Origin of the sequence: Niallia sp. FSL W8-0177 (assembly GCF_038006285.1) — a bacterium.
In the GTDB taxonomy this organism is placed as follows: domain Bacteria; phylum Bacillota; class Bacilli; order Bacillales; family Cytobacillaceae; genus Niallia; species Niallia circulans_A.
Window position 1 is genome coordinate 4,512,483 of the sequence record NZ_JBBOUX010000001.1, and the last position, 26,055, is coordinate 4,538,537.

Consider the following 26,055-nt stretch of genomic DNA (forward strand, 5'->3'; position numbering starts at 1 on the left):
ACTTTAAATATATACAAAACTAGGTTGGACTATGAGTGGGAAAATCAGTTTGTTTATAGGAAAAGTCAAGCAATGGCTTGATGTGGATAGGGAAGGGTGGAAATCGAAGTGGGAGAATCGGCGAAATCTGGGGTATAACAGTTAAAGTAGTGGGGAAATCAGTAAAACTATGAGTATTATATTAGTCAAAATAGTAGGGGAATAGGTGAAATTATGAGTGTACCAGCCAAGAAGAAGGGGGAAAATGGGCACAGTGGAGAGGGAATCAGCCAACCTCTGAAATATCAGCCAAACCTCCAACCTCAATCTCTACCGCCCAATTCCAACCACAATAAAGCACCACTCAATCAAAACGATTAAAGTGGTGCAATGACTCATCTGTCAATCATGAAAGTTTGTGCCGTCGGTTACTTCTTTAACAATACCAGCGCGAATAACAAAGTCTCCAAAATGTTCATTTGCCGTTCTTTCTTTCGCATAGCGCGGGAGCAGTACGCGAAGTTCTGAAAGGATTTCTTCCTCGCCAACATTTTCGCGATAGAGTTTGCTTAAGCGGCTTCCATTAAAGGCGGCGCCTAGGTACATATTGTACTTTCCAGGTCCTTTTCCAATGAAGGCGATTTCCCCTAATGCATGGCGGGCACAGCCATTTGGACAGCCTGTCATACGGATGGTAATTTCTTCATCACGTAGCCCATTTTCGTCCACGATTTCTTCTATCTTATCGATTAAGACTGGTAAGTATCGTTCTGCTTCTGCCATCGCAAGCCCGCAGGTTGGCAGGGATACACAAGCAATAGAATTACGACGCAGTGCAGAGAAACGTTTTCCATCCATAATGCCATATTGCTCGATTAAATCAGCGATTTGCTTTTTATTGCGGCTGGAGACATTCGCAATGACTAGATTTTGATTGGCAGTTAATCGGAAATCGCCAGTATGTACTTTAGCGATTTCGCGTAAGCCTGTCATTAACGGATAATTTTCATAGTCTTTAATGCGGCCGCCTTCCACGAATAAAGTGAAGTGCCATTTTCCTTTAATGCCTTTTTCCCAGCCATAGCGGTCGCCGTTATGGTTAAAGTGAAATTCTCTCGCTTCTTGAAGTTTCCAGCCTAGGCGATTTTCTAGTTCTTCTACTACATTATCTAGACCAAGGCGATCCACGGTATATTTAAAACGAGCATTCTTTCGAACAGAGCGATTTCCATAATCGCGTTGAATCGTAATTACTTTTTCCGCCACATCAAGAATTTGCTCAGGTGTACAGAATCCAATTACTTTTGCGAGCTGTGGGTATGTTGCTTTATCTCCATGGGTCATTCCCATTCCCCCGCCGATGGCAACATTAAATCCAATTAGTTTTTCTTCTTCCGTAATGGCAATTAGCCCCAGGTCTTGGGAAAATACATCAATATCATTAGAAGGAGGAACGGCAATACCAATTTTAAATTTTCTAGGTAAATATAATTTTCCGTACATTGGCTCCACTTCTGTTTCCTCAACAGTTGGAGTGAAAGCTACCTTTTCCTTATCTAACCAGAGCTCATGATAAGCTTGTGTACGAGGTAGTAAATAATCACTTAATTTTTTGGACCATTCATACACTTCACTATGCAAAGCTGATTGATACGGATTAGGGTTGCACATCACATTTCTATTGACGTCGCCACAAGCAGCAATTGTATCAAGTAAGGATTGGTGTATATCTTGAATAGTCTGCTTCATATTCCATTTTAAAATGCCATGCATTTGGAAAGCTTGGCGTGTCGTTAATTTTAATGTATTATTTCCATACTTTTGTGCAAGATCATCCATTGTCAGCCATTGAGCCGGTGTAGCTACTCCACCCGGTGTTCGAACTCGGAGCATAAATTGGTAGGCTGGTTCTAATTTTTGCTTGGCACGTTCATTGCGTAAATCACGATCATCTTGCAGGTAACTTCCGTGGAATTTCATTAAGCGGTTATCATCGTCTGAAATACCAGCGCTTAATTCTTCCTCCATGGATTCCTTCAATGTGCCACGTAAATAATTACTTTCTTCTTTTATTCGTTCCACATCACTTGGTGGTCCATCTGGTGCTTTTAATATTTGTTTTGCCATTGTAGAAAAACTCCTTTCCTGCCAATTATTTAATAAACGTCACGCTGATAACGTTTGGTTTGAGTCATAGAAGCTATATATTCCTCAGCCTTTTCTAAAGACATTTGACCTTCTTTTTGGATAATAGTAAGGAGTGTTTGGTGAACATCATGTGCCATATGCTTTTCGTCTCCACAAACATATAGAACAGCTCCTTCTTCCAGCCATTCAAATAGCTCTTTGCTATGCTCCAGCATGCGGTGCTGCACATATACCTTTTCCGCTTTATCCCGGGAAAAAGCAATACTCATTTTTGTTAACACACCATCTTTAAGCCAATTTTGCCATTCTGTTTGATAAAGAAAGTCTGTAACAAAATGTTGGTTTCCAAAGAATAGCCATGCTTTTCCTTCGGCACCGATTTCTTCTCTTTCCTGCAGGAAGGAACGGAAGGGTGCCACTCCTGTCCCTGGACCAACCATAATAATAGGGGTATCTGGGTTATCCGGAAGTTTGAAATTTTCATTGTTTTGTATATAGATAGGCAGTTTATCACCTGGCTGAATACGTTCCGCTATTTGAACGGAGCAAACACCATTGCGATCTCGGCCGTTTGCATGGTAACGAACGGCGCCAATCGTTAAATGTGCTTCATCAGGATTTGCTTTGTAGCTGCTGGCAATCGAATAAAGGCGGGTAGGCAGTTTACGAAGCAAGGATACAAATGTTTGCACATCTGCTTCAATTGGCCCATAGTCTCGAATAAGGTCTAATAAGTCACGCCCATTTATATATGCCTTTAATTTATCTTCGTTTCCCTTAGCAAGTAAGTCTTCTAAAGCTGGATTGGTTGTTATTTTTGCAAATTTCTCTACCAATGGTTTGGTTAAAACTGTAATTTCAAAATAGGTTAATAAAGCTTCTCGAAAAGCCAGAACTTCTCCTTGTTTATTGATTGTGACACTTTCTGTTGGAGAAAAACGTAACTCTTGTATTAAAAGATCAACTAATACTGGATCATTATGGGGAAAAATTCCAAGGCTGTCACCTGGTTCATAAGAGATTCCAGAATCCTCAAGCGAAAGCTCTACATGCAATGTTTCTTTATTGGAACCACGTCCATTTAAATTAATGACCTCCAGTACCTCCGCATAATACGGATTACTGCGAGAATAACCAGAATCTTGAAGAGACGGTGGTGTTATACTTATGGACTGAGCGGTTGATTCTGATTGAAGGCTCAAGCTGCTGACGATGCCTTCGAACCATTCACTAGCTGGTTCATCATAATCAAGATCACAATCCACACGTGGATAAAGTCTTGTTCCACCCAATTCTTCTAAACGTTTATCAAATTGCTTCCCTGTTTCGCAGAAGAATTCATACGAGCTGTCACCAAGCGCTAACACAGAATATTGGAAGTTCTCCAGCTTAGGCGCTCGTTTTCCATGTAAGAATTCATGGAAGGCTATTGCAGTATCTGGTGGGTCGCCTTCTCCATGAGTACTCACAATAACAAGAAGATTTTGTATTTTTTTTAGATTATTAGGTTTAAAGTCACCCATTGACTGTACAGTGACATTAAACCCTAATTCTTTTAAACGATTGCCATGATTTTTGGCAAGGCTTTGTGCATTTCCGGTTTGGGATCCAAAAAGAATCGTAATATCTTTTGTAATTAGTTCAGCTGCCTTTTGCTCCGTTAATTCAGTATTGGAGATAGGTTCTGCTGATGCTGTGACTGCAGTGGAAGCAGATAAATACCCACTTAGCCAAATTTTCTGTGATTCAGTTAAAGTTGGTAAAAGACGGTTTAATAATTCTGTTTGTTCTTGATTAAAAGGACTATTTATTACTTGAAGCTGCAACACTTTCACCTCGCATAGATAATGGTATTCTCTTTTGTAATTTGATTAGTGTGATAATTCTTACAATTTATTTTATAAGGAAGAGGGAGGATTGTCACTCTGTTTTTTTTATTAATCCTATCAGACAAATCGGATTAGGAACACAAAAGAAGCTTGTTACTAATTGAAACAAGCAGGGGATATTGTTTTTCTAAATAGATCAGTATCTAATCAGATTAATTTAAACAGGTGACGAAAGCTTGGATAGGCGTTAAGGCATCTATACATGAAAGCAGCCGCCTAGAGCATCCTCGTATGACACGTATTCTAATTGTACTTTACTGGAAATGAAAGAATTAGTAAAATACATATAATTAATGGCAACTATTAGTAATCTTAATAATTAACTATTTAATTAGCGAAAAGGAGGAGAAAAAATGCAGTATGAAGCTCTAAAAACATTTGTGACGCTTGTTGAAGTAAAGAATTTTACAAAGACAGCAGAAATGCTGTTAATGAGTCAGCCGAGTGTAAGTCTACATATTAAGAATCTTGAAAAGGAGTTTCAAACAAAGCTATTGGAACGGTCACCAAAATATTTAAAAGTAACACCAACCGGTCAAATGCTTTATGATTGCGCCATTCAAATGATACGCTTATATGACCAGACGAGACAGCATATTTTAGAGCATCATCATGCAATTAAGGGTGAATTAAAAATAGGTGCTAGTTTTACGATCGGCGAATACATTCTTCCGGCATTACTGCTTGATCTGCAAAGAGAGCATTCCGAGTTGCAAATTCAAGCTACGATTGGAAATACAGAAGAAATTGTCCAAGCGGTAAGATTATATGAAGTAGATATCGGTTTAATTGAAGGACAAACAAATGATAAGGAATTGCAGGTGGTGCCTTTTATGGAGGATGAGTTATTTATTGTTGCATCTGTTCATCATCCACTTGCGACTCAGGAAAGCATTTCGATTTCTGAACTCCATGATCAGACATGGATTACAAGAGAGCTTGGATCTGGTACAAGAGAGTACTTAGATCATGTTATTCGATCCAATGGGTTAAGAGCTGAATCCTTTTTAACTATTAGCAGTAATCAAGGCATCAAGGAAACGCTTATTAATGGCAATGGCTTATCACTTTTATCCAAAAGTGTGATCGAAAGGGATGTGAAGAATGGAAACCTAAGTATTATCCCAATCACAAATGCGCGATTTACAAGACGATTATCTTATCTCTTTGCTCCCATTATGAAGGAGAAACAAAATGTTATCACCTTTATTGAAACACTTAAAAAGACTTTTCCTTATACCGAGTAATCCAATAATGTATAACAGCAAGTAATTAACCCCATCCTAAAGGGAAATGCAGAAAAATCCTTCTTATTATCATAGAAAAAATACTTGTTTTTGTAGTATGATAACAAAGGAATTTTATTAAATTGAGGGAAAAGTGGATAATGCTTTTTCCACATAAGGAGAACTACTTGCAGATGAAGAAAAAAAATAAAACTACTCGCTTGGTTCTACTAGGACTACTTACGGCTATTATTATTATTCAAACCTTTGTTCCGATACTAGGGTATATTCCGACTCCTGTACTTAGTATAACAATCATTCAGATCACAGTTATTATTGCAGCGATTGTTTTAGGACCATTAGAGGGAGCGATTATTGGAGGAGTATGGGGCATTATCACATTTATCCGTGCTTTCACTTATCCGACAAGTGTCCTTGCCCCGATTATTTTTACCAATCCGTTAATATCTGTTTTTCCAAGAGTAATGATTGGAGTAGTGGCAGGACTGTTATTTTATAAGGTGCTGAGAGACAAAATGAATGAGACAGTAGCAATGAGTATTTCTGGTGTGATAGGATCTCTAATCAATACAATCCTTGTGCTAGGATTTGTCTATTTATTTGTAAGAGAGCCTTATGCAAACGCAATTGGTGTAAATGTGGAAGATCTCTTGCCTGCGATATTAGCTATAGTTGGTACAAATGGGGTGCCAGAGGCAATTTTATCAGGGATTTTAACACCCATCATTGCAAAGCCGTTATTAAAGATACGAAAAAAATAAGGATGGAAAAATAGCTGATTTAGTCTAGTGCTAATCAGCTATTTTTGCCAACAATAGTAATGGGACATTCACTAATACTATATTTTCTTCTATAATAAAAAGAGTATTCACCCTAAAATACTAGGAAATAGATTGTTAATCCCGACTAAACAACTCGAAAAACTTATTGACAATTATGGCAATTATGATAAAATTTAGAAAATAACGATGCCTATCAAGAGAGATGGAGGGAATTGGCCGAAGAAAAGTCTGGCAACCTGCTGAATGCAAGGTGCTAAATCCAACAAAATGGATACCCATTTTGAAAGATAGGGGAAGGAATAAATACTCAACTCTTTCCAAATGGAAGGATTTTTTAAATCGTAAATGCATTTCACTTGCGATGGTCGAGCATTCCTTTGATAGGCGTTTTCGATTCAAAAATATGTCTGGCGTAAACGCTATTCAAATGGTTTAGTAAGATTTCACCTTTTTTAAGGAGGGATTTGTTGGTGGGGGAAACAAATCAGCTGGACAAAGTGAAAATTCAATTAGAGCAAATTCTAAACACAATGAAATTTGGATCGGTCACATTAGTCGTACAGGATGGAAAAATTATTCAAATTGAAAAAAATGAAAAGATACGCTTAGGGAAATAACAGGAGTTTCCTGTTTAGGGCGTTTAATAAAGAAGCTGACTAGACAAACTAGAGGCAACTTTAACTGAGAAAGTGGGTTAAAGCTGCCTCTTTTTATATTTTGGGCACATAATCCATGAACAAAATACTATGATGAAATTGGAGGATTTTTAATGAGTCAGTTATTAACCTATGAAACTATTGATACGTATCCTCCTGTGGACTTTTCAAGCGAAACGGAAACAAAGGGAGCTTTAGAGGTTTTAAAGTGGGCTTATGATACGTACCGAGAGGATATTGTCTATGCTTGCAGTTTTGGAATTGAAGGAATTGTTCTTATCGATTTAATTTCAAAGATAAAAAAGGATGCTCGTATTGTTTTTTTAGATACAGATGTACATTTTGATGAAACCTATGAATTAATTGAAAAGGTGAAACAGCGGTATCCAGATTTGCAAATTGAAATGAAAAAACCAGCCATTACGTTAGAAGAACAGGCTGCACAATATGGAGAAGAACTTTGGTTATCTAATCCAAATAAATGCTGTGAGATTCGCAAGGTTGTTCCTTTACATGAAGTGCTGTCTGAACCGATTGCTTGGATTTCAGGACTTCGCAGAGAACAGTCAGAAACAAGAAAAAACACGCAATATCTAAATAAGGATAATAAATTTAAATCCATAAAGGTTTGTCCACTGATTCATTGGACATGGAAAGATGTTTGGAGATATGCCCATAAGAACTCTTTGGACTACAATATTCTTCACGATAAGGGGTATCCGAGCATTGGCTGCAGAACATGTACCCAGCCTGCTATTAATATGGATGATTTACGTTCTGGTAGATGGACGGGAAAAGGAAAAACAGAATGCGGGCTACACTTACAATAATGAGTAGAGGTACAAAGAGATGATCATTATTTTAGCAGGTATTATGTCATTGTTTTTTGCAATGAACATTGGCGCAAGTGGTGCAGCGGCAAGCCTTGGTGTTGCCTATGGATCAGGCGCCATACCAAAAAAGAGAGTTGCTCTGCTTATATGTGCGGTAGCGATTTTTCTAGGAGCGGTAATTGGCGGGAGTGAAGTAGTAAAAACAGTTGGGGAAGGATTAATTCCGAGTAGTATCCTTGATGCTAAAATTGTCTTAATCATTTTATCATCAGCTGCACTCTCTCTATTTATAGCTAATATAATGGGGATTCCATTATCAACAAGTGAAATTACAGTTGGCAGTGTAGTAGGAGTAGGTGTGGCTTTTAAAAGCTTATATATTGCGAATATATTATGGATTGTCTTCTTTTGGCTTCTTGTTCCAATCGTGTCTTTTTTCATCGCGCTAGGGGCTGGGAAATATGTAAGAAAGCTTGAGAATCAAAATGAATGGATTCGCAATCCAAGTAATGAAAAATACTTATCTATTTTTGTTATTATCGTGGGGTGCTTTGAAGCATTCTCTGCGGGAATGAATAATGTTGCAAACTCTATTGGACCATTAGTTGGCGCTGACATGATATCCATGCAAACAGGAGTAGTAGTGGGTGGATTTTTTATTGCAATCGGCGCTTTTCTGCTAGGGGGAAGAGTCTTGCAGACAAATGGAAAGAAAATTGTCCAATTCACGAAGCTGGAAGGAGGACTAATTTCTGGCACGGGCGCGACATTAGTGACAATAGCTTCTATATTTGGAATACCAGTTCCGTTAACGCAAGTAACTAGCTCTGCCATTATCGGAATAGGTGTCTCGAAGAATGGATATGAGATTCTGAAGAAGAAACTAGTGTTAAGAATTTTTAAGGTATGGATTGTTTCGCCAGTCCTATCATTAGTTATTTCTTACGGTTTAGTTCAATTATTTATTGAAGCAGATATCTATAATGTACTTATAATTATTAGTGTATGTATTGCTACACTTGGGATTATAAGCCTAATGAAAACGATTCGTGAAGATAACAGTACTATTTATGAAGATGGTGGCGGAATTTAACGGAAATCATTTATAAGAAAAAGTCCGAAAAAAGAAAGGTGTGCTAAAAAATGTCATTAAGTCAACCACATGGTGGAAAATTAATTAATTTATACGATCCTAATTATGATATCTCTGAACTAAAGCTGGAACTAGAAATTGATACTATTGCACTTAGTGATTTAGAACTGATTGGAAATGGAGCATATAGCCCGCTTACAGGATTTTTATCCCAAAAAGATTATGAAGCAGTGGTAGAGAATATGCGCTTAGCAACAGGTGAGATTTGGAGCATACCTATTACATTGCCCATTTCAAAGGAACAATCAGATACCATTGAACTTCAGGATACGGTAAAACTAGTCCATCAAGGTGAAGTATATGGTGTGCTGACAGTAGAGGATATTTATATTCCAGATAAAAGTAAAGAGGCTGTTTCTGTTTACCGTACAGATGATTTAGCACATCCAGGTGTAAAGAAAATGTTTGATCGCGGAAATATATATATTGGCGGCCCGATTAAACTCATAAAGAAAGTAGAGAAAACGGATTTTAGTAATTTTTACTTAGATCCGGCAGAAACGAGAGAAATATTTGCAGAAAAGGGATGGAAGACAGTAGTCGGATTCCAAACAAGAAATCCTGTTCATCGTGCACATGAATATATTCAAAAGTCAGCACTCGAAATTGTTGATGGTCTATTCTTAAATCCATTAGTAGGTGAAACGAAGGCGGATGATATTCCAGCAGATGTTCGGATGGAAAGCTACCAAGTGCTATTGAAAAATTACTATCCAAAAGAGCGTGTATTCCTAGCTGTATTCCCTGCTGCTATGCGTTATGCAGGACCAAGAGAAGCAATATTCCATGCGATGGTGAGAAAGAATTATGGCTGTACCCACTTTATCGTCGGTCGTGATCATGCTGGGGTAGGGAGCTACTATGGTACCTATGATGCTCAAAGAATTTTTGACCAATTTACACAAGAAGAGCTAGGTATTAATCTATTATTCTTTGAACATAGTTTCTATTGTAAGAAATGTGAGAACATGGCTTCTACAAAAACTTGTCCACATGGCAAGGAACATCATGAAATTTTATCTGGGACGAAGGTTCGCGAGCTTTTAAGAAATGGAGAGATTCCACCAAGTACATTTAGTCGTAAAGAAGTAGTGGAAGTGTTAATAAAAGGATTGCAAAAACAAGAAATCCATTCTTAAAGGAGAGAGAACTTTTGAGCCAAAGTACAAATATTACATGGCATGACCATGCAGTAACAAAGAAGGATAGAAGAGAAAAAAATAAGCATCATAGCTATGTTCTATGGTTTACAGGGTTATCTGGTTCGGGAAAATCAACGGTTGCAAATGCTGTTGCAAAAAGATTATATGAAGACCAGACAAATAGCTATGTCTTAGATGGAGATAATATACGTTTTGGAATTAATAAAGATTTGGGTTTTTCAGATGAGGACCGCAAAGAAAACATTAGAAGAATTGGCGAGGTCAGCAAGCTATTTGTTGATAGTGGGCAAGTCGTTCTAACTGCCTTCATTTCTCCGTTTCGCGAAGACCGTGATCGAGTAAGAGCTTTATTAGAAGAAAACGAGTTTGTGGAAATATATATAAAGTGTTCCATAGAGGCTTGTGAAGCAAGGGATCCGAAAGGTTTATATGAGAAAGCAAGAAAAGGAATCATAAAGGACTTTACAGGTATTAGTTCCCCGTATGAGGAGCCGCTTCAGCCAGAATTAATCGTGGATACAGAAAAACATTCTATTGAAGAATGTGTAGAACAAATCGTACAATATTTAAAAGAAAAAGAATATTATATCTCTTAATATAGGGAAAGGGAAAAACTGAGCATGGTCCTTGCAAAACCATCCGTTCATCGTTGATTCCTTTCCCCACTTTTTAATGGATCCGAAAAGAAGGAACAACAAGAAGGGTGGATAAAATGGGGAGAGTATATCTAGTTGGTGCAGGGCCAGGAGATCCGGACTTAATAACGGTAAAAGGATTAAAATGCATCGAAAATGCCGATGTAATTTTATATGATCGTTTAGTGAATCGTGAGCTATTAGAATATGCGAAACCGAAGGCTGAACTGATTTATTGCGGCAAACTTCCGCATCATCATGCCATGAAACAGGAATTGATCAATCAAACCTTAGTGAAACATGCGAAAAAAGGGAAAATTGTCACAAGGCTAAAAGGTGGTGATCCCTTTGTATTTGGAAGGGGCGGGGAAGAAGCAGAGGAGTTAGCTAAGAATCAAATCCCCTTTGAAATAGTACCAGGAATTACTGCAGGCATTGCCGCTCCAAGTTATGCCGGTATCCCAGTAACCCACCGCAATTATGGCTCTTCGTTTGCCTTTGTAACAGGTCATATAAAAAATGGCGAGGAAGACCATATTAAATGGGAAGCACTTTCTCAAATTGATACACTTGCCATCTATATGGGAGTGAAAAATCTACCATATATTCAGTCGAAGCTTTTGTCCTTTGGAAGAAAAGGTACAATACCAGTTGCGCTCATCAATTGGGGAACAACCTTTAAACAAAAGACAATTATTACTGATCTTAACCATGTAATAGAGGATGCTGAAAAAGGAGAAATTGAAAATCCTTGTATGATTGTGATTGGCGAAGTAGTCAAAATGAGAGAGAAAATTAAATGGTTTGAGGAAAGTTTCGGTGAAACCATTCCGAAAGAGGTTGTTTGATAATGGAAGCAGTATTATATATATGTCATGGAAGCAGGGTAAAGGAAGCAAGCGATCAGGCTATCTCCTTTATTGAAAAGTGTATGAAGATAAATGGTTTCAAAGGCATACAAGAATATTCTTTCTTAGAATTGGCTGATCCCTCCATTGAAGAAGGTTTTCGAAAATGTGTAGAAAAAGGTGCTTCCACCATTAATATCATACCCGTTTTGCTTCTTACAGCAGCCCATGCCAAAAAAGATATTCCAGAAGTATTAGAAAAGCTTTCGCTGAAATATCCGCATGTCCAGATGAAATATGGCAAACCGATTGGAGTTCATCCTCAAATGGTTAAAATTGTTGCAGACAAAATTCGGAGCGCTTCTCTTTATAAAGAAAGTAATGAAACAATGCTTGTTATGCTTGTGGGAAGAGGAAGCAGTGATCCAGATGTAAAACGTGATTTAGGTAAAATAGCAGCTTTACTTGAACAACAAGTGGAACAAATCGTTGTACAGGATTGTTATTTAACTGCTGCACAACCAAGCTTTGAAGAAGCACTGCAAATGGCAGATCATTCTTCCTATCGCCATGTGTTGGTAATTCCCTATCTTCTTTTTACGGGAATTTTGATGAAGTCAATGGAAAAAACTATTAATAAAATAAAAAGTAACCATAAAGAATACGAACTCGCTCCTTATTTGGGTTATGACCCATTAATAGCTGGAATATTAAAAGAAAGAATAGACGAAATGATGGTAGGGAATGAATATGCTTTCATTACTAGTTGATATAAAAGATAAACATTGTGTAGTAGTTGGAGGAGGCAAGATTGCCTATCGAAAGGTGTTGATGCTTCTAGATGAAGAAGCTAGTGTAACGGTGATTAGTCCCAAAGTTTGTACGGAAATAGAAGAACTTTCAGAGGACAGGAAAATCAGGCTGCTGCGACGAACAGGGAAAGAGGAAGATTTCGCCCATGCCTTTTTAACTATTACAGCAACCAATGATTCACAAGAAAATCATCGTATCGCTAAACAAATTAAATCGTTTTGCTTAGTGAATGATGCTTCTTCTTTTGAAGAAGGAAACTGTCAGATTCCAGCTAGCTTTAAAAAGGGGCGTCTTCACTTAAGTGTTTCCACTAATGGCGCAAGCCCGAAACTGGCAAAAAAGCTGAAAGAGGAATGGCAGCAAAAGTATGATGATAATTATATTGCGTATATTGATTTTTTATATGAAGTTCGGACTCTTATCAAACAAAGATCGCTTTCTGCTGATGTGTCTAATGCTATTTTAACGGAAATATTGGATGATGCATATAAAGCTTCAGCTAGTTTACGCCATAATTATTATGAAAAGCTCCTAAACCTATAAGCTTATATCAGGTTTAGGGGTTTTCATTATGTCCTAAATAAGGGGAATCCACTGTATACCAATAATAACTTAAATAAAAGAGTTTTTTACGCTCTGGACATGTTAGTTCCCCTCCCGGCTGCTCCTAGTTTTATCCAATTATCATATTGTATCATTTCCATATTTAACATATAATTTTTGTAGAATAGAATTATTTTTATAACGTAAAAGTCATCTTTGTTTATAAATATTCATGCTTGTTTATCAAAAATAATCTTCCGAGTTTCCTTATTTTATGCTTTTAAACTGGTAGATTGATAGGAGGATACATGAGATTTAGTACAAAGCTTTATGTTGGTTTAGGCATTATTTTTGTGTTCATTACGATTTTAATTATTGTACTTATGAGTATGCTTCGACAGCAAAATGACAAGATGCATGTTCTTGCACATGATAAAACAGAGAGAATTAATGCAGCCTATACGTTAAAGAATGAAGTAACTAACTTAAGTAGACAAATATATGAATTATCCTCACAATCCTCTAAAACACTCAATGAAATAACAATGAGACAAATGGAAGAAACAAGAAAAGAAATAAACAAAGCGTATAATTTCTTAACCGAGAATGATAAAAGGGATGAAACGCAGGATTTATTAATAAAATTTTCGACATTATATCAACCCTTTGAAGAAAAGGGCCAACAAATAGTAGAAGCCAAAAATAAAAAAATGAATACCAATTTTTGGGCAAGAGAAAGTGATGAAAAAAATAGATTATTACAAATCGCGAGTTCGCTTTATAGTGCCCAGATTAAAGAGATGCAAGAAGAACTAGAAGATTCAAAAAAAACATATGATATTGTCGTATTAATGACTTATGCCTATATTATAGTCGGAGTAATATGCAGCATTACATTGGCCATTTATTTAATAAGGGGATTAACGAAAAATCTACATAAAGTTACGACAGTGATGTCCGGTGTTTCCTTTAAAAGAGGAATAAAGTTTCCAAGGCTGGAGATTAATTCGAAGGATGAAATAGGAGAAATTGCTCGTGCCTTTAATGAAATGGTAACAACTTTGGAAAAGTATTCTCGAGATGAAATTGAAAGCCGTGCCCAGGCAGAAGAGCAAAGTTGGCTTGACTCACGATTGGCAGAAATAACAACTAGTTTTTCAATGGTAGAAACGATGGAATCTCTTGCTGATTACTTCATTAGTCAAATAACTCCTGCTGTAGGTGCACAATATGGTGTTTTTTATCTGTTAAGCGAGAAGGGTAATGCCCGCTGCCTCAAGGAAATAGCAAATTATGCTTTTGATAATGAAGACAGACAATCTATCATTCAGCTTGGTGAAGGTTTAGTGGGACAAGCTGCAAAGGAGAATAAAAGCATCAGTCTTATTGATATTCCCAATGGATACATAAAGATTAAATCTGGTTCAGGAGAGGCAGAACCAAAGCAGGTGCTTATTCAGCCCATTTCCTATGAAGGAGAAGTATTAGCGATTGTAGAATTAGCCTCTTTGCAATATTTCCGACCGGTGCAGCAAAGTTTACTTAAAGAAGTGGGAGAATACTTAGGTATATCTATTCATGGTATTTTTAATCGACTAGAAGTAAAGAGATTGCTAGAGGATGAGCAGCGTTTGACGGAGGAGCTGCAAAGCCAATCGGAGGAACTACAAGCTCAACAGCAGGAATTAATGGCTATTAATGAAGAATTACAGGCACAATACAGAGTGTCAGAAGAAAAGAATGCAGAGCTAGAAAAGATAGGAAAGAAATTAGAGGAAAAGGCTCAGCAGTTAATCTATAACTCTCAGTATAAATCGGAGTTTTTGGCGAATATGTCTCATGAGCTTAGAACGCCTTTAAATAGTATGCTAATCCTGTCGCAAATGCTCGTTGAAAAGGAAAATGAGAATTTAACTACAAAACAAATCCAGTATTTGCAGACTATCTATTACTCTGGTAATGAATTACTAAGATTAATAAACGAGATATTAGATTTGGAGAAGATTGAGACTGGGATGATGGAAATAATAGAGGAACCAGTAAAAATGGAAGGGATACAAAACTGCTTGAAAAGCCAGTTTTCTCCTATCGCTAATCAAAAGAAACTTGATTTTTGTGTGAAAATTGATAAAGAGGTGCCTGCTTTTATAGAGACAGACACACATCGTTTAAATCAAGTATTAAAAAATTTATTGTCCAATGCTTTTAAATTCACAGAAAAGGGAAGTGTGGAGCTGATTATTCGGATGGAGGAGACAGCCAAGTCCAGGTTTGCCATCGCGGATGAATCTATCGTATCCTTCACTGTGAAGGATACAGGGATTGGGATTCCTAAGGATAAAATGAATATTATATTTGAACCATTTAAGCAAGCAGATGGAACCATCAGCAGAAAATATGGGGGAACGGGTCTTGGGTTATCTATCTGTAAAGAGATTTCCCGCTTACTTGGGGGAGAATTGGTAGCAACAAGTATCGAAGGAATGGGTAGTTCATTTTCTCTCTATTTGCCTGTAAAGCGCCAAAAGCAAAAAGGAGCTGTCGAACAATCACCTATTGAAGAAAGTTATCGACAAATTGCAGTAACAAATAATGAGTTAATCGATACTACGGAACTAAATAAGAGTGCTAATTTAATAGGGAAGAAAGTTCTAATTATAGATGATGATATACGGAATATTTTTTCCATCCATGCAGCATTGGAAGAGTACAATATTGAAATTCTTTATGCAGAGAATGCGAAGGATGGGATTAGCCTTCTAGAGGAAAACGTGGATATTGATCTTGTGTTGATGGATATTATGATGCCAGAAATGAGTGGTTTAGAGGCTATTTCCATCATACGGAAAAAAGATAAATTTAAAACGCTGCCAATTATCGCCTTAACAGCAAAGGCGATGAAACATAATCGAGAACAGTGCATGGAAGCTGGAGCATCTGATTATATTAGTAAACCAGTAAATTTAGAGCAATTATATTCGCTTATTCAAGTATGGCTTTATAAAGAATAATAAAGCGATACTAGTATCTGGGTAACATTGGTAAATGGCTTGTTAATAGATAGGAGGCTTTATAAATTTATGCAGTATTCAGCTCAATCTATAGAACAAAAGAAAAATCTATCTTCTTCCGTATCAGAACCAATCTATATTTTAATGGTAGATGATTTACAAGAAAATCTGATGGCCTTAGAAGCAGTATTAAATTCTCCTCGGTATCATTTGGTTTTTGCTAAATCCGGTGAAGAAGCTTTAAAATGCATTTTGAAATATGACTTTGCCGTAATTCTACTCGATGTTCAAATGCCAGGCTTAAATGGGTTTGAAACAGCAAAATTAATAAAAGAACGAAAAAAATCACGACATATTCCCATTATTTTTATTACTGCCATCAGTCAAGATATTCATCATATTACACAAGGCTATCAAGCAGGGGCGATTGATTATATTGTTAAACCATTTAATCCAGATGCACTAAGAAGTAAAGTGGCCCAGTTTGTGCAAATTTTTGAAAGTCATACGACAAGCCTCCACGAAATGAATTGGCAAACAACGTCAGAATTGGAGAAAATGAATAAGGAATTAAGAATAACGAAAATGGATTTAACCAAAAATGCCGTCTTCTCTTCGGTGTTACAGAAGGCGTTACAAGACACAATTGTTACCTTTGACGAAGAAGGAATAATAATTAGTGTCAACCCAAGTGTGAAAAGAATGTTTGGCTATGTAGAAGGAGAGCTTATAGGAGCTTCGATTGAAGTACTCTTACATTCTGCTGAGTCAGAAATATCTGGAGAAACACCTATTACATTTGAGATGATGGTTCCTAAGTTAGTCGGAAGAATGATAGAAGCGAAGGCGAAGCGGAAGAATCATACTGTATTTCCAGTGGATATTTACATTGGAGATGCAATGGTAGAGGATTATCAGTTATTTGTTTGTACGATTCGTGATATTTCTGAAAGAAAAGAAGTGGAATTATTAAGAAAGCAGCAACTTGATCGCTTAGAGCATGCTGTTGAAGAAAGAACGCTGGAGTTATTATCCATGAATCATCAACTACATAGGGAAAGAGAAGAAAAATCTAAGGTAACAGATGATTTAATGCTTTCAGAAGGACGCTTTCGACAAATATTTGAGGCGAGTCCATGTATGATGGCAATCCGCACATTACAAAATCCTAGTTTTATTGCTGTAAATAATAACTGGGTAACAAGCACGGGTTATACAATCGAGGAATTGAAGGATGATAGTTATCAATGGGAAATAGCGAAAGAAATTAATGGAATAGAAGAGAGTTTCCAGGAAGAAGAATGGCTCACTCCTTTTAAAAATCAAAGAGTCAATTTCATGCTGAAAAATGGAGAGCAGAAACAAGGATTACTATCCACTGAAATTATAACGATCGAAAAGAAGAATTGTGTGTTAATTGTATTAAATGACATAACAGAACGATTAGCATTTGAAAAAGAAATGGCTAGACTTGATCAATTAAATCTAGTTGGCGAAATGGCAGCTGGAATTGCCCATGAAATTCGTAATCCGATGACAACCGTTCATGGATTCCTACAAATTGGAAAATCAAATCCCTCTAACCTATCACTAGAGCATATGGAACTCATGATTGACGAGTTAGATCGAGCGAATAAAATCATCAAAGAATTTCTAACATTAGCTAAAAATAAGACGAGCGATAAACGATTATATTCGTTAAATAGAATTATTGAAATTATTTTTCCTTTAATTAATGCAGAAGCTTTATTGACAGGTAAGAAGGTGAACCTTCAATTAGAGGAATGTCCAGAACTATTTTTGGATGAGAAAGAGATAAGGCAGCTTTTATTAAACCTTGCTCTAAACGGTTTAGAGGCTATGGAGCCAGACGGAATTCTCACGATAAAAACATTCTGTAAAGGAAAGTATCTTGTGTTGGAAATCATTGATAGCGGCAATGGAATCGATGAAGAAATATTAAAAAAGCTAGGAACCCCCTTCTTTACAACAAAGGATAATGGGACAGGGCTAGGACTGGCTGTTTGTTATCGAATTGCTGAGCGTCATATGGCAAGAATAAAAGTGCATACAAGTGAGAGTGGTACAAAATTCTCCGTGTGTTTTGAGATAGAGGAAGGAAAATAGAGATTGCTTAGCTAGCAGTTCTTCTATTTTTCTTTTTTTATGACAAAAAAATCAATATAAGAGGGTTTTTCTAAAGGAAAATCGAATGAAGAGGAGAAAATAATATGTGGAGGGGTTAGAAATGGTACCACAAAGAGTTTCATTGCTTACATTAGGAGCATTACGGTTACCAGAATTGCGAAGGTTTTACCAGCGGATTGGCTGGCTGGAAAAGGAATCAAGCTCTGATCAATATGCTATTTTTAAGACAGCTGGTGTTTTGCTAACATTGTTTCCGTTAGAGGAATTAGCGAAGGACGCAGGAGTAGAACTGCAAAATCCCATGGAGGGTTATCGAGGGGTTACCTTTGCTATTAATGTAAATACCCCTGAGGATGTAGACACAGTAATGGAAAAAGTCAAAGAGGCAGGCGGAAAGATTATAAGAGAAGCAAGCGATGCCTTTTGGGGCGGAAGAACAGCTTATTTTGCCGATCCAGAAAACAATCTCTGGGAAGTTGCTTGGAATCCTGATTCTGTATTTGATGAAAGAGGAGCAATGATTGATTTTTAAAAGGAAATGGTGTTTTAAAATAAAGACTGATTATTTAAAGCAAAGTTTGATTAAAAGACATTTAATATCTAAAGGTAAATTAGGATAGAGTTTTTTCAGTAAATGTAGGTAATTAAGAGAATCTATAATTATTTGATTATGTTAACTTGTTTATTATAGTTATGGAAGAAACGGGCAGTTTAGTTCAAGATGATATAATAAATAAATCTGATTTATCTTAAGGAGATTTAAAGTTTTGGATGCAAAATGTATTAGATTCTACGAATTCGGTAACCCAAAAGATGTGTTAACAGTTGAATATAAAAGCATAGAACCACCAAAAGATAATGAAATCCTTGTTCGAATGTTAGCACGTCCAATAAATCCTTCCGACTTAATACCGGTTAGAGGGTCATATTCTCATCGGATTTCTTTACCAAATATTCCTGGTTATGAAGGAGTTGGAATAGTAGAAGATGTTGGTTCTTTGGTTTCACACAATTTCATTGGTAAACGTGTTTTACCTTTACGTGGGGAAGGAACTTGGCAAGAATTTGTTAAGACACCATCAGAACTTGCAGTTTCTATACCGGATTCTATTGATGACTTTACGGCGTCGCAGATGTATATCAATCCAATTACAGCGTGGGTGACTTGTAATGAAGTCTTGAAACTAAAAGCAAAAGATGTTTTATTGGTTAATGCAGGTGGTTCTTCGATTGGTCACATCTTTGCTCAATTATCGAAGATATTAGGTTTTCGATTAATTGCAGTCACTAGAAATGATAAATATAAAGAAGACTTACTTCATCTTGGTGCTTCCTATGTAATAGACACCTCTAATGTTTCACTCTACGAAACAGTTATGGAATTAACAAATGGAATTGGTGCGGATGCTGCTATTGACTCTGTAGGAGGTTCACCTGGAAACGATTTGGCTTTTTGTGTGCGTCCTAATGGCAATTTTTTAACCATCGGTCTTTTATCAGGGATACAAGTAAACTGGGCGGATATTGTAAATAAAGCCAAAGTTAATGCTAATATGTTTCATTTACGGAATTGGAATAAAAATGTCCCCGTAAATAAATGGCAAGAAACCTTTAGTCATTTGATAAGGCTAATAGATGAGCAGAAATTACGTTTGATGATGGTAGATTCTAGGTATGACTTGCTGAATATAAAAACGGCTATTGATGTTGTTGAATCTTCTAAAGAGACTAAAGGGAAAGTGTTTTTAACAAGCTACTAAGTTTATTCTTGTTCTACTAAACCAGCTAATAGTTTGTCAATATCTTTCAATAAAATCTTTAAATCTTTCATGTTATACTAAATTTATGCATACCAAATAACCTTCCAATTTCACTATTTGGAAAGTTTTGGTCACATTGGTTTTACTTTTTAATTACGCTATATCTTGGAAAGTAGATTTGTTTTTCAAAAGTGCATATATCCAGTGTAAAAGTTTATTTGCACAAGCAATTATAGTGACTTTATAGGGTTTACCTTCCTCCCGTTTTTTATCGTAATATTCTCTTAATCTCTTGTTTCGAGGAAGGAGTTGTTCATCTGTCCGTGCTTTACGCTTGTCTCTTATGGCTGCTCCGACTGCCATATATAAAGCATGACGCAGCCTACTTGAACCGCGTTTAGTAATACGGTTTTGTGTAGCTCTAAATTTACCTGATTCAAAGACACTAGGGTCAATGCCCGCAAAGGCGACAAGTTTTTTGGGACTTGTAAATCGATCTATTTCACCGACCTCGGAAATAATCGTTGCCGCGATTTTTTCACCGATTCCTGGAATAGATTTAATGATATTATATTCTTCAATTTCTTTTGCTAGGGCATCTATTTCAGCTTCCAACTTGGATAGGTGCCCTTTGTATTGAAGAAGCATATCAATATACATGTTTAGGCTTAATAAATGACTTTGATAAATTGTTTTTTCAAATGGATTGCGTGCGGCTGAAGCCTTAAGCATGCTTGCCTTATCCTTTGCCCATTGTAGAGAACGGCTTTTACATAAATCATTGATTGTAGTAGCTAACTGTTCCTCACTAGCCATTAATATATCCTCAGACGATGGATATTCTAAAAGTGTCTTCAAAGAAACAATCGAATGCAAATCTCCAAAAACTCCTCTATATTCAGGGAAAACTTGATCCAAAATAGATTGAAACAGAAGCTTAGTTTGTACATAGATACCTGTGACATTTTCGTGTTGTCGTGTCAAATTTCGCAGGTTTAAGAGTTGAATGCCACGTTTTTTATAAGGCTCTAGGTCCTCTTTGTAATACAGCTCGCAGAGATGTCTGGCATCAATTGGATCAGTTTTCACTTTTCTTAAACTTGAACTTTTTGCTCGATACGAGACTAATGGATTTACAATTATTAATAAATAATGTCGATTCTCTAAATAGTACACAACAGGGGAATGATAGTGTCCTGTTGACTCTAATACTACAGGTGGCTGAATACCAGTTTTACCTTTAACTTCTTCCAGGAAATCGAAGAGTTCCTTCAGCCCCTCAAGAGTATGAGAAACTTTAAATCCCTTACGATATGGCTTCCCTTTATCCAAATATGCTTGAACCTGACTTTCACCTTTTGACACATCCAGACCCACTACTGGATTCATTCTAAAATCTCCTCCTTTGAATTCTTTGCCAGTAACCCCTATATCCCTAATGCAGTATCACAGCTTCGCTTGTTATACGAGATCAAGTCTCAACCAGCCTCAAACATGTTTCTACAAGTAGGGGGTGAACGGTTTAGTTGACGGGATCTAGTCCCACGGGGGCGGACGTTCTACCCTGGCTACGATTATCATATATCGATATAAAAAAAGGTCAACCAGAAATATTTTCTGGCTGACCTTATAATACGAACGGGGGCTTAAGTTGAAGAATATCATCCTCATTTATTGTAAATTATAGTGACTTGAGAAATGCTAAGATTTTTAGGGTGGTTTCAATGTCTGATTGGATAAACAACCACTTATTTAACACAATTTGTTTTTTCCCTTCTGTAATTCACCTCTATTTACAATTGGAATATATCTTTTCTACAAACTCATTAATGTTTTTAGTAATCAGGATAAAAAAGGTAATGAAGCTAACCAATAAGATAAACTATAGCTCATCTGGCTTCGCCCTTTGGTGGCATTTTCTTTTTGAGGTACCACCACATGCCCATCAAGCTAAACATTAATGAATGTGAAGAATAGAGCGTTTCTGCAAAGCAAAGTCTATTCTTTTAAAGAAAGGCAAGTAAGTTCATCTAAAATCTCGCTGCACATAAAAAAACACCATCCTTTCCACGATATTACAGAAAGAATAGCGTTTTTTTCGTTTTGGGGCTAATGATTTGCCTTAACTTGATGCATGGCATGGAGTACCACCAGCATAAAGTGAATTTACAAGGTTAAGGAAATTCCAAAATAAAAAGCCCAAATGTGCAAGATTAGAGTATCTATTCAAATTGAATTAATTCCTGTAAAGGAATATTTCACTAAATTTTCAACATAAGCATCATCCAAATTTTCACCTATAACTAGCAATCTATAGAAAATTGGTCCGTAAATGAGGTCAATACTTAAATCGAGATCGAGATTTTCCCTCAATTCTCCTCGCTGAATCCCCCGTTCCAAAAGTTGCTTAGCCTCAAGCCGGCGAGGATGGAAGTATCTGGTCCGATATGCCTCCGCCAATCCTGAATCCATTTGTCCTTCACCAATCAGCTCCTTAATGATTTTACCTTCCCGACTGGTCAAAAACCGAGCTAAACTAGTGGCATGGATAAGTATGTCATTAAATACTGAACCTGTGTCGGGAACAGGCAGTCTTGCCGCCGCCGCAGCTAGAAAGCCGTCCATAACAACGTCTGCTTTGTTGGTCCACCATTTATATATGGTGGCTTTACTCACCCCTGCTCGCTCTGCAATTTTCTCTACAGTGACTGTTCCAAGGCCATTTTTCAACAATAAATCATATGAAGCAGAAAGGATAGACTTTTGCGTTTCAACATTACGTGGACGTCCTCTTTTGGCATTCATTCGAATCCTCCCCTTTTACAATAAAAACTATACGTTTAGTATACTAAATATTTAACAAAAAGAAAAATGGGTATTTACAAAACTATACGTTCAGTATATTATTGGGATATGAATTTATAAACTATACGTTCATTATTTAATTTGCGATGGCAGTACTGAATATTATTTGCCCTGCCACACAAATAAAAAATGAAAATGGGGGAGAATTACAATGAAAACGAATCAAATTATCGAGGATAAACGCATTTCAAGTTGGATTATGTTTCTGATAGCATCTGCATGTGGTCTTATCGTTGCTAATCTTTATTATGCGCAAACTCTGGTAGGACCTATCAGTGTCTCTATAGGTCTTTCTTCGGCAGCAACAGGATTAATTGTTACCTTAACACAAATCGGTTATGTTGTAGGGCTGCTGTTTATCGTACCGCTTAGTGACATTTTTGAAAATCGACGTCTCGTGGCAGTATCACTAATGGTTGTGGTATGTGCATTGCTTGCGGCAACTTTCGCCCGTAATGCGCTATCTTTCCTGATTGCGTCCCTGTTTATTGGACTGGGATCTGTGGTAGCCCAAATACTAGTTCCCTATGCCGCCAATTTAGCGTCTGAAGAACAGCGCGGTCGCGTGGTTGGAAACGTGATGAGTGGACTCTTACTTGGGATAATGTTTGCTAGGCCGCTGGCAAGCTTTATAACCAGCATTTGGGGCTGGCAAACAGTATTTGCTTTATCGGCAATTGTTATCGCTCTATTGACGGTTCTGTTGTCACGTATTCTCCCTGAGCGTAGACCTTCACCTACGATAAACTACGGTAAATTAATTATCTCTTTAGGCACCCTCTTAAAACAAACGCCTATATTACGCCGCCGGGGTTTTTATCAAGCTTGTTTATTTGGAGCTTTTAGCCTATTTTGGACTGTGGTTCCTTTACGATTGGTGGATGATTTCGGAATGTCCCAGCAAGGCATCGCTTTGTTTGCATTGGTAGGTATGGGAGGCGCGATAGCAGCACCTATAGCTGGAAGACTTGCGGATAAAGGTTGGACCCGTTTTTTGACCGGATTGGCAATGCTTATTGCCACCTTGTCGTTTTTGCTGTCATATATTTTTCAAGGCAACTCAACAACAGCTCTCATATTGCTCATTCTTGCCGCTATTATGCTGGATGCGGCCGTATCGGGAAATCTTGTACTTGGACAGCGGGAGATTTATTCATTGGGGAGTGAAGCAAGAGGGCGACTTAACGGGCTTTTCATGTCTATATTCTTCATAGGCGGTGCAATTGGCTCTTCTTTGGGCGGTTGGTCTTATGCCCATGGCGGTTGGAGTTTTACATCTATAATTGGAGTTGTTATGCCTCTTTTAGCCTTACTTTACTTTCTTACTGAAAAAAGAAGCACCTGCAAAGGACGTTGAAACCCTTGCAGATGAGCAGTAAAACTTCCAAAGGGGAGAGCACATTGCAAGCATAGAGAAGGTGATTATTTCAACTTTCCTCTGCTTATATTCAAGTTCAACTGCCAACACCATGCGGCTTTTCTTATGGTACTAATGGGGCAGCATTCCTGTATTAAGTGAAACATCGCTTATGGAAGAAAAGGGGCATTTAGCTTAATAAGGAAAGAGTGCTTTTCCAAATAAGAAAGCACTCTTTTACTTAGACTTTTATTTATTCAGTTTTATTACTTAGAACAATTGAGGATTCATTTGCCTCATGATTACTTGCTTCACCATGTCCTGGCCCAAATAGATTCAAGACTACAACTCCTATAAGAATTAATGTAATTCCAGCAACACTGGCAACATTAATTTTCTCTTTCCAAATTATAACCGAAATAAGTGTAGTAGCAACTATACCTATTCCAGACCAAAGAGCATAGGTAGTATTAAGTGGAATAGTCTTCATTGCCATTGATAAAAAGAAAAATGAGCCTATAAAAGCAATTATTACACCAATTGTAGGGTAGAGTTTCGAAAATCCTTCAGACGCTTTGAGCATAGAGGTTCCAATAAGTTCTCCTACTATAGCAAGCATTAAGTATAAGTAAGACATTTACTCTTCCTCCTTTATCATATTATTTAATTTATTAATAAAATTATTTTTAAGATTCGTGTCTAGTGAGCCTAACCCAAATATTTCCGAAAACCACATTCCATCTATTGCTAAACGGATTATTGTAACATTAATAGGGTCTACACCATCATTCATCAGTTTACCAAGTAAGATGTCATATTCCTTTTTGTACTCTTCTAGTAAACTTGGATTAGTAAACATTGCAACTAGAAGAGCAGAAGAAAGACGTTTATCAAGATTTAAGTCAGAAAATGAGGCTTTGATGTAAGCACTAGTCCAATTACCAACTCCACTTTTAGTATTATTTTCAACTATTGTTTCTATGCTTTTAAAGTAACGGTAGGTCCAGTCTTGTACCATCCCTATAATTAATGCTTCCTTACTTGAATAGTGATAAAGTAAGCCACCTTTGCTAAGCCCAGCTTTTTTTGCAACAGCTTCTAATGTTAATTTTGCGACACCTTCTTCTTTAACAATATCAGCAGCAGCATTTAGTATAATTTTTTTTTTATCTTCAGAATTTGAAATGGACATCTAAAATCCTCCTTGATTACTCGTTATGACAATTATACCGTCCAGACGGTACAGTATTCAATAGATTAAATTATTATATTTTGCGTAATAAGAAGGCAGTTTGTGAAAGAATTCAATAAAGTATAGGGCGCCTTCGTTCAAGAAGAAAATAATAATCTTCAACAATCGGGTGCTTTAACGAATATCAAGCCTGTCATTTTGGCAGCTTTTTTGTTTAAGTTCATATTAGACAAACGGGACAGGATAGATAAAGAAGCTTTATAAATATTTATTTATGGAAATAATAGGATAACAATGGTGTAATGCAGAAATAAATAAATGGTCAAAAATTAAGGAGGTACAAAATGGACAAATTCAGTTTGTTTGGTAAATTTATGGTACGAGAAGGCGAACGAGACACAATGGTAAATATTTTGCTGGAAGCAGCAGAATCAATGAAAAATCTTGATGATTGTGAGATATATCTTGTAAATATATCTGAGAGTGAACCAAACTCTGTTTATGTTTATGAGGTTTGGAGTAATGAAAATGCCCATCAAGCCTCTCTAACTCTTGAAGCCACTCAAACATTAATAAGGCAAGCAAAACCAATCATTACTGGGATGGATAGAATCAGTACCCTAAAAACAAAAGGTGGAAAGGGCATTTCATCGATTTCTTATTAAACAAACGGGGGCTTTCCTTAAATAAAAGGGAAGCCTTTTTCTTATGATGCTATAGGGGCAGGTTTGTTTAATAAGCGAAAGAAGAATAATATTAATAAAAGATTTCTGATAAGGAGCAAATACTCTGTCTGTTTTACTATTTATAGTAAAGATATTACCGTCTGCTTCCGATTTATCTGTTAACCTTTATAAATTTTCATATCGTAACCTGTCCAAGGTAATAATTACAAAAAGGGTGTGCCAAACGGCACACCCTTTTTGTAATTCGGAGTAAAGATTTATAAGTGTTTTGAAGGACTCCTTTGTATTCTTTGCTCCTAGCTCTTAATATTATTTTTAACTTTTTTAAAAATATATTCGGTATTATT

General features: G+C 36.8%; 22 protein-coding genes and 1 riboswitch. Of the genes, 16 read left to right on the forward strand and 6 right to left on the reverse strand.

Annotation, left to right across the window (positions count from 1 at the left end; genetic code table 11):
• Window positions 1–381: 381 nt before the first annotated feature.
• On the reverse strand, window positions 382–2,106 hold the full coding sequence (cysI, locus tag NST77_RS22075; RefSeq protein ID WP_095331258.1) for an assimilatory sulfite reductase (NADPH) hemoprotein subunit: 1,725 nt from the start codon (window positions 2,104–2,106) through the stop codon (window positions 382–384).
• A gap of 29 nt (window positions 2,107–2,135) precedes the next feature.
• Window positions 2,136–3,953, reverse strand: coding sequence for an assimilatory sulfite reductase (NADPH) flavoprotein subunit (locus tag NST77_RS22080; protein ID WP_095331257.1), 1,818 nt, complete (start codon window positions 3,951–3,953; stop codon window positions 2,136–2,138).
• A 416-nt stretch (window positions 3,954–4,369) separates the two neighbouring features.
• Between NST77_RS22080 and NST77_RS22085 the strand changes: the two genes are divergently transcribed.
• The 14 genes from NST77_RS22085 (at window position 4,370) to NST77_RS22150 (ending at window position 19,608) form a co-directional block, all read left to right on the forward strand.
• Window positions 4,370–5,263 carry a LysR family transcriptional regulator gene (locus NST77_RS22085; RefSeq protein ID WP_095331255.1) on the forward strand — a complete coding sequence of 298 codons (894 nt, stop codon included), beginning with the start codon at window positions 4,370–4,372 and terminating at the stop codon, window positions 5,261–5,263.
• Window positions 5,264–5,436: 173 nt separating this feature from the next.
• Window positions 5,437–6,024 (forward strand): ECF transporter S component, encoded by a 588-nt coding sequence (locus tag NST77_RS22090; protein WP_095331253.1) that lies wholly within the window; start codon window positions 5,437–5,439, stop codon window positions 6,022–6,024.
• A 208-nt stretch (window positions 6,025–6,232) separates the two neighbouring features.
• Window positions 6,233–6,339, forward strand: a riboswitch (SAM riboswitch).
• A 194-nt stretch (window positions 6,340–6,533) separates the two neighbouring features.
• Window positions 6,534–6,662, forward strand: coding sequence for a YezD family protein (locus NST77_RS22095; RefSeq protein WP_235973290.1), 129 nt, complete (start codon window positions 6,534–6,536; stop codon window positions 6,660–6,662).
• 152 nt (window positions 6,663–6,814) lie between these two features.
• Window positions 6,815–7,531, forward strand: coding sequence for a phosphoadenylyl-sulfate reductase (locus NST77_RS22100; RefSeq protein ID WP_095331251.1), 717 nt, complete (start codon window positions 6,815–6,817; stop codon window positions 7,529–7,531).
• A gap of 19 nt (window positions 7,532–7,550) precedes the next feature.
• Window positions 7,551–8,627 (forward strand): inorganic phosphate transporter, encoded by a 1,077-nt coding sequence (locus tag NST77_RS22105; protein WP_341123564.1) that lies wholly within the window; start codon window positions 7,551–7,553, stop codon window positions 8,625–8,627.
• 50 nt (window positions 8,628–8,677) lie between these two features.
• Window positions 8,678–9,826 (forward strand): sulfate adenylyltransferase, encoded by a 1,149-nt coding sequence (sat, locus tag NST77_RS22110; protein ID WP_341123566.1) that lies wholly within the window; start codon window positions 8,678–8,680, stop codon window positions 9,824–9,826.
• A gap of 14 nt (window positions 9,827–9,840) precedes the next feature.
• The gene (gene cysC / locus NST77_RS22115; protein WP_095331245.1) at window positions 9,841–10,446 is read left to right on the forward strand and encodes an adenylyl-sulfate kinase; all 606 of its coding nucleotides are present in this window, start codon (window positions 9,841–9,843) and stop codon (window positions 10,444–10,446) included.
• 116 nt (window positions 10,447–10,562) lie between these two features.
• On the forward strand, window positions 10,563–11,333 hold the full coding sequence (cobA, locus tag NST77_RS22120; protein ID WP_095331243.1) for a uroporphyrinogen-III C-methyltransferase: 771 nt from the start codon (window positions 10,563–10,565) through the stop codon (window positions 11,331–11,333).
• Window positions 11,334–11,335: 2 nt separating this feature from the next.
• The gene (locus NST77_RS22125; protein WP_095331241.1) at window positions 11,336–12,103 is read left to right on the forward strand and encodes a sirohydrochlorin chelatase; all 768 of its coding nucleotides are present in this window, start codon (window positions 11,336–11,338) and stop codon (window positions 12,101–12,103) included.
• Window positions 12,078–12,689, forward strand: coding sequence for an NAD(P)-dependent oxidoreductase (locus tag NST77_RS22130; protein WP_095331239.1), 612 nt, complete (start codon window positions 12,078–12,080; stop codon window positions 12,687–12,689). The genes NST77_RS22125 and NST77_RS22130 overlap by 26 nt, the downstream gene beginning before the upstream one ends.
• A gap of 308 nt (window positions 12,690–12,997) precedes the next feature.
• Window positions 12,998–15,700: a response regulator gene (locus NST77_RS22135; protein ID WP_095331237.1), complete on the forward strand. Its 2,703-nt coding sequence runs from the start codon at window positions 12,998–13,000 to the stop codon at window positions 15,698–15,700.
• A 69-nt stretch (window positions 15,701–15,769) separates the two neighbouring features.
• Window positions 15,770–17,827 (forward strand): PAS domain S-box protein, encoded by a 2,058-nt coding sequence (locus NST77_RS22140; protein WP_095331235.1) that lies wholly within the window; start codon window positions 15,770–15,772, stop codon window positions 17,825–17,827.
• Window positions 17,828–17,948: 121 nt separating this feature from the next.
• Window positions 17,949–18,380 (forward strand): VOC family protein, encoded by a 432-nt coding sequence (locus NST77_RS22145; protein WP_095331288.1) that lies wholly within the window; start codon window positions 17,949–17,951, stop codon window positions 18,378–18,380.
• 235 nt (window positions 18,381–18,615) lie between these two features.
• Complete coding sequence (locus NST77_RS22150; protein WP_095331233.1) at window positions 18,616–19,608, forward strand: zinc-dependent alcohol dehydrogenase family protein; 993 nt, start codon at window positions 18,616–18,618, stop codon at window positions 19,606–19,608.
• A gap of 153 nt (window positions 19,609–19,761) precedes the next feature.
• On the opposite strand, the gene NST77_RS22155 is transcribed toward NST77_RS22150, so the two are convergent.
• Both NST77_RS22155 and NST77_RS22160 read right to left on the reverse strand, forming a co-directional pair.
• Window positions 19,762–20,997, reverse strand: a complete 1,236-nt coding sequence (locus tag NST77_RS22155; protein ID WP_341123022.1) for an IS110 family transposase — start codon at window positions 20,995–20,997, stop codon at window positions 19,762–19,764.
• Window positions 20,998–21,834: 837 nt separating this feature from the next.
• Window positions 21,835–22,413 carry a TetR/AcrR family transcriptional regulator gene (locus NST77_RS22160; RefSeq protein WP_341123567.1) on the reverse strand — a complete coding sequence of 193 codons (579 nt, stop codon included), beginning with the start codon at window positions 22,411–22,413 and terminating at the stop codon, window positions 21,835–21,837.
• A 211-nt stretch (window positions 22,414–22,624) separates the two neighbouring features.
• Between NST77_RS22160 and NST77_RS22165 the strand changes: the two genes are divergently transcribed.
• Window positions 22,625–23,830, forward strand: coding sequence for an MFS transporter (locus NST77_RS22165; protein ID WP_095331231.1), 1,206 nt, complete (start codon window positions 22,625–22,627; stop codon window positions 23,828–23,830).
• A gap of 253 nt (window positions 23,831–24,083) precedes the next feature.
• Here the strand turns inward: NST77_RS22165 and emrC are convergent, their stop codons facing one another.
• The gene (gene emrC, locus NST77_RS22170; RefSeq protein WP_095331230.1) at window positions 24,084–24,467 is read right to left on the reverse strand and encodes a multidrug efflux transporter outer membrane subunit EmrC; all 384 of its coding nucleotides are present in this window, start codon (window positions 24,465–24,467) and stop codon (window positions 24,084–24,086) included.
• A complete protein-coding gene (locus tag NST77_RS22175) occupies window positions 24,468–25,022 on the reverse strand; it encodes a TetR/AcrR family transcriptional regulator (RefSeq protein WP_095331228.1) in 555 nt (184 codons plus the stop codon).
• 344 nt (window positions 25,023–25,366) lie between these two features.
• Between NST77_RS22175 and NST77_RS22180 the strand changes: the two genes are divergently transcribed.
• The gene (locus tag NST77_RS22180; protein ID WP_095258713.1) at window positions 25,367–25,687 is read left to right on the forward strand and encodes a putative quinol monooxygenase; all 321 of its coding nucleotides are present in this window, start codon (window positions 25,367–25,369) and stop codon (window positions 25,685–25,687) included.
• Window positions 25,688–26,055 lie beyond the last annotated feature (368 nt).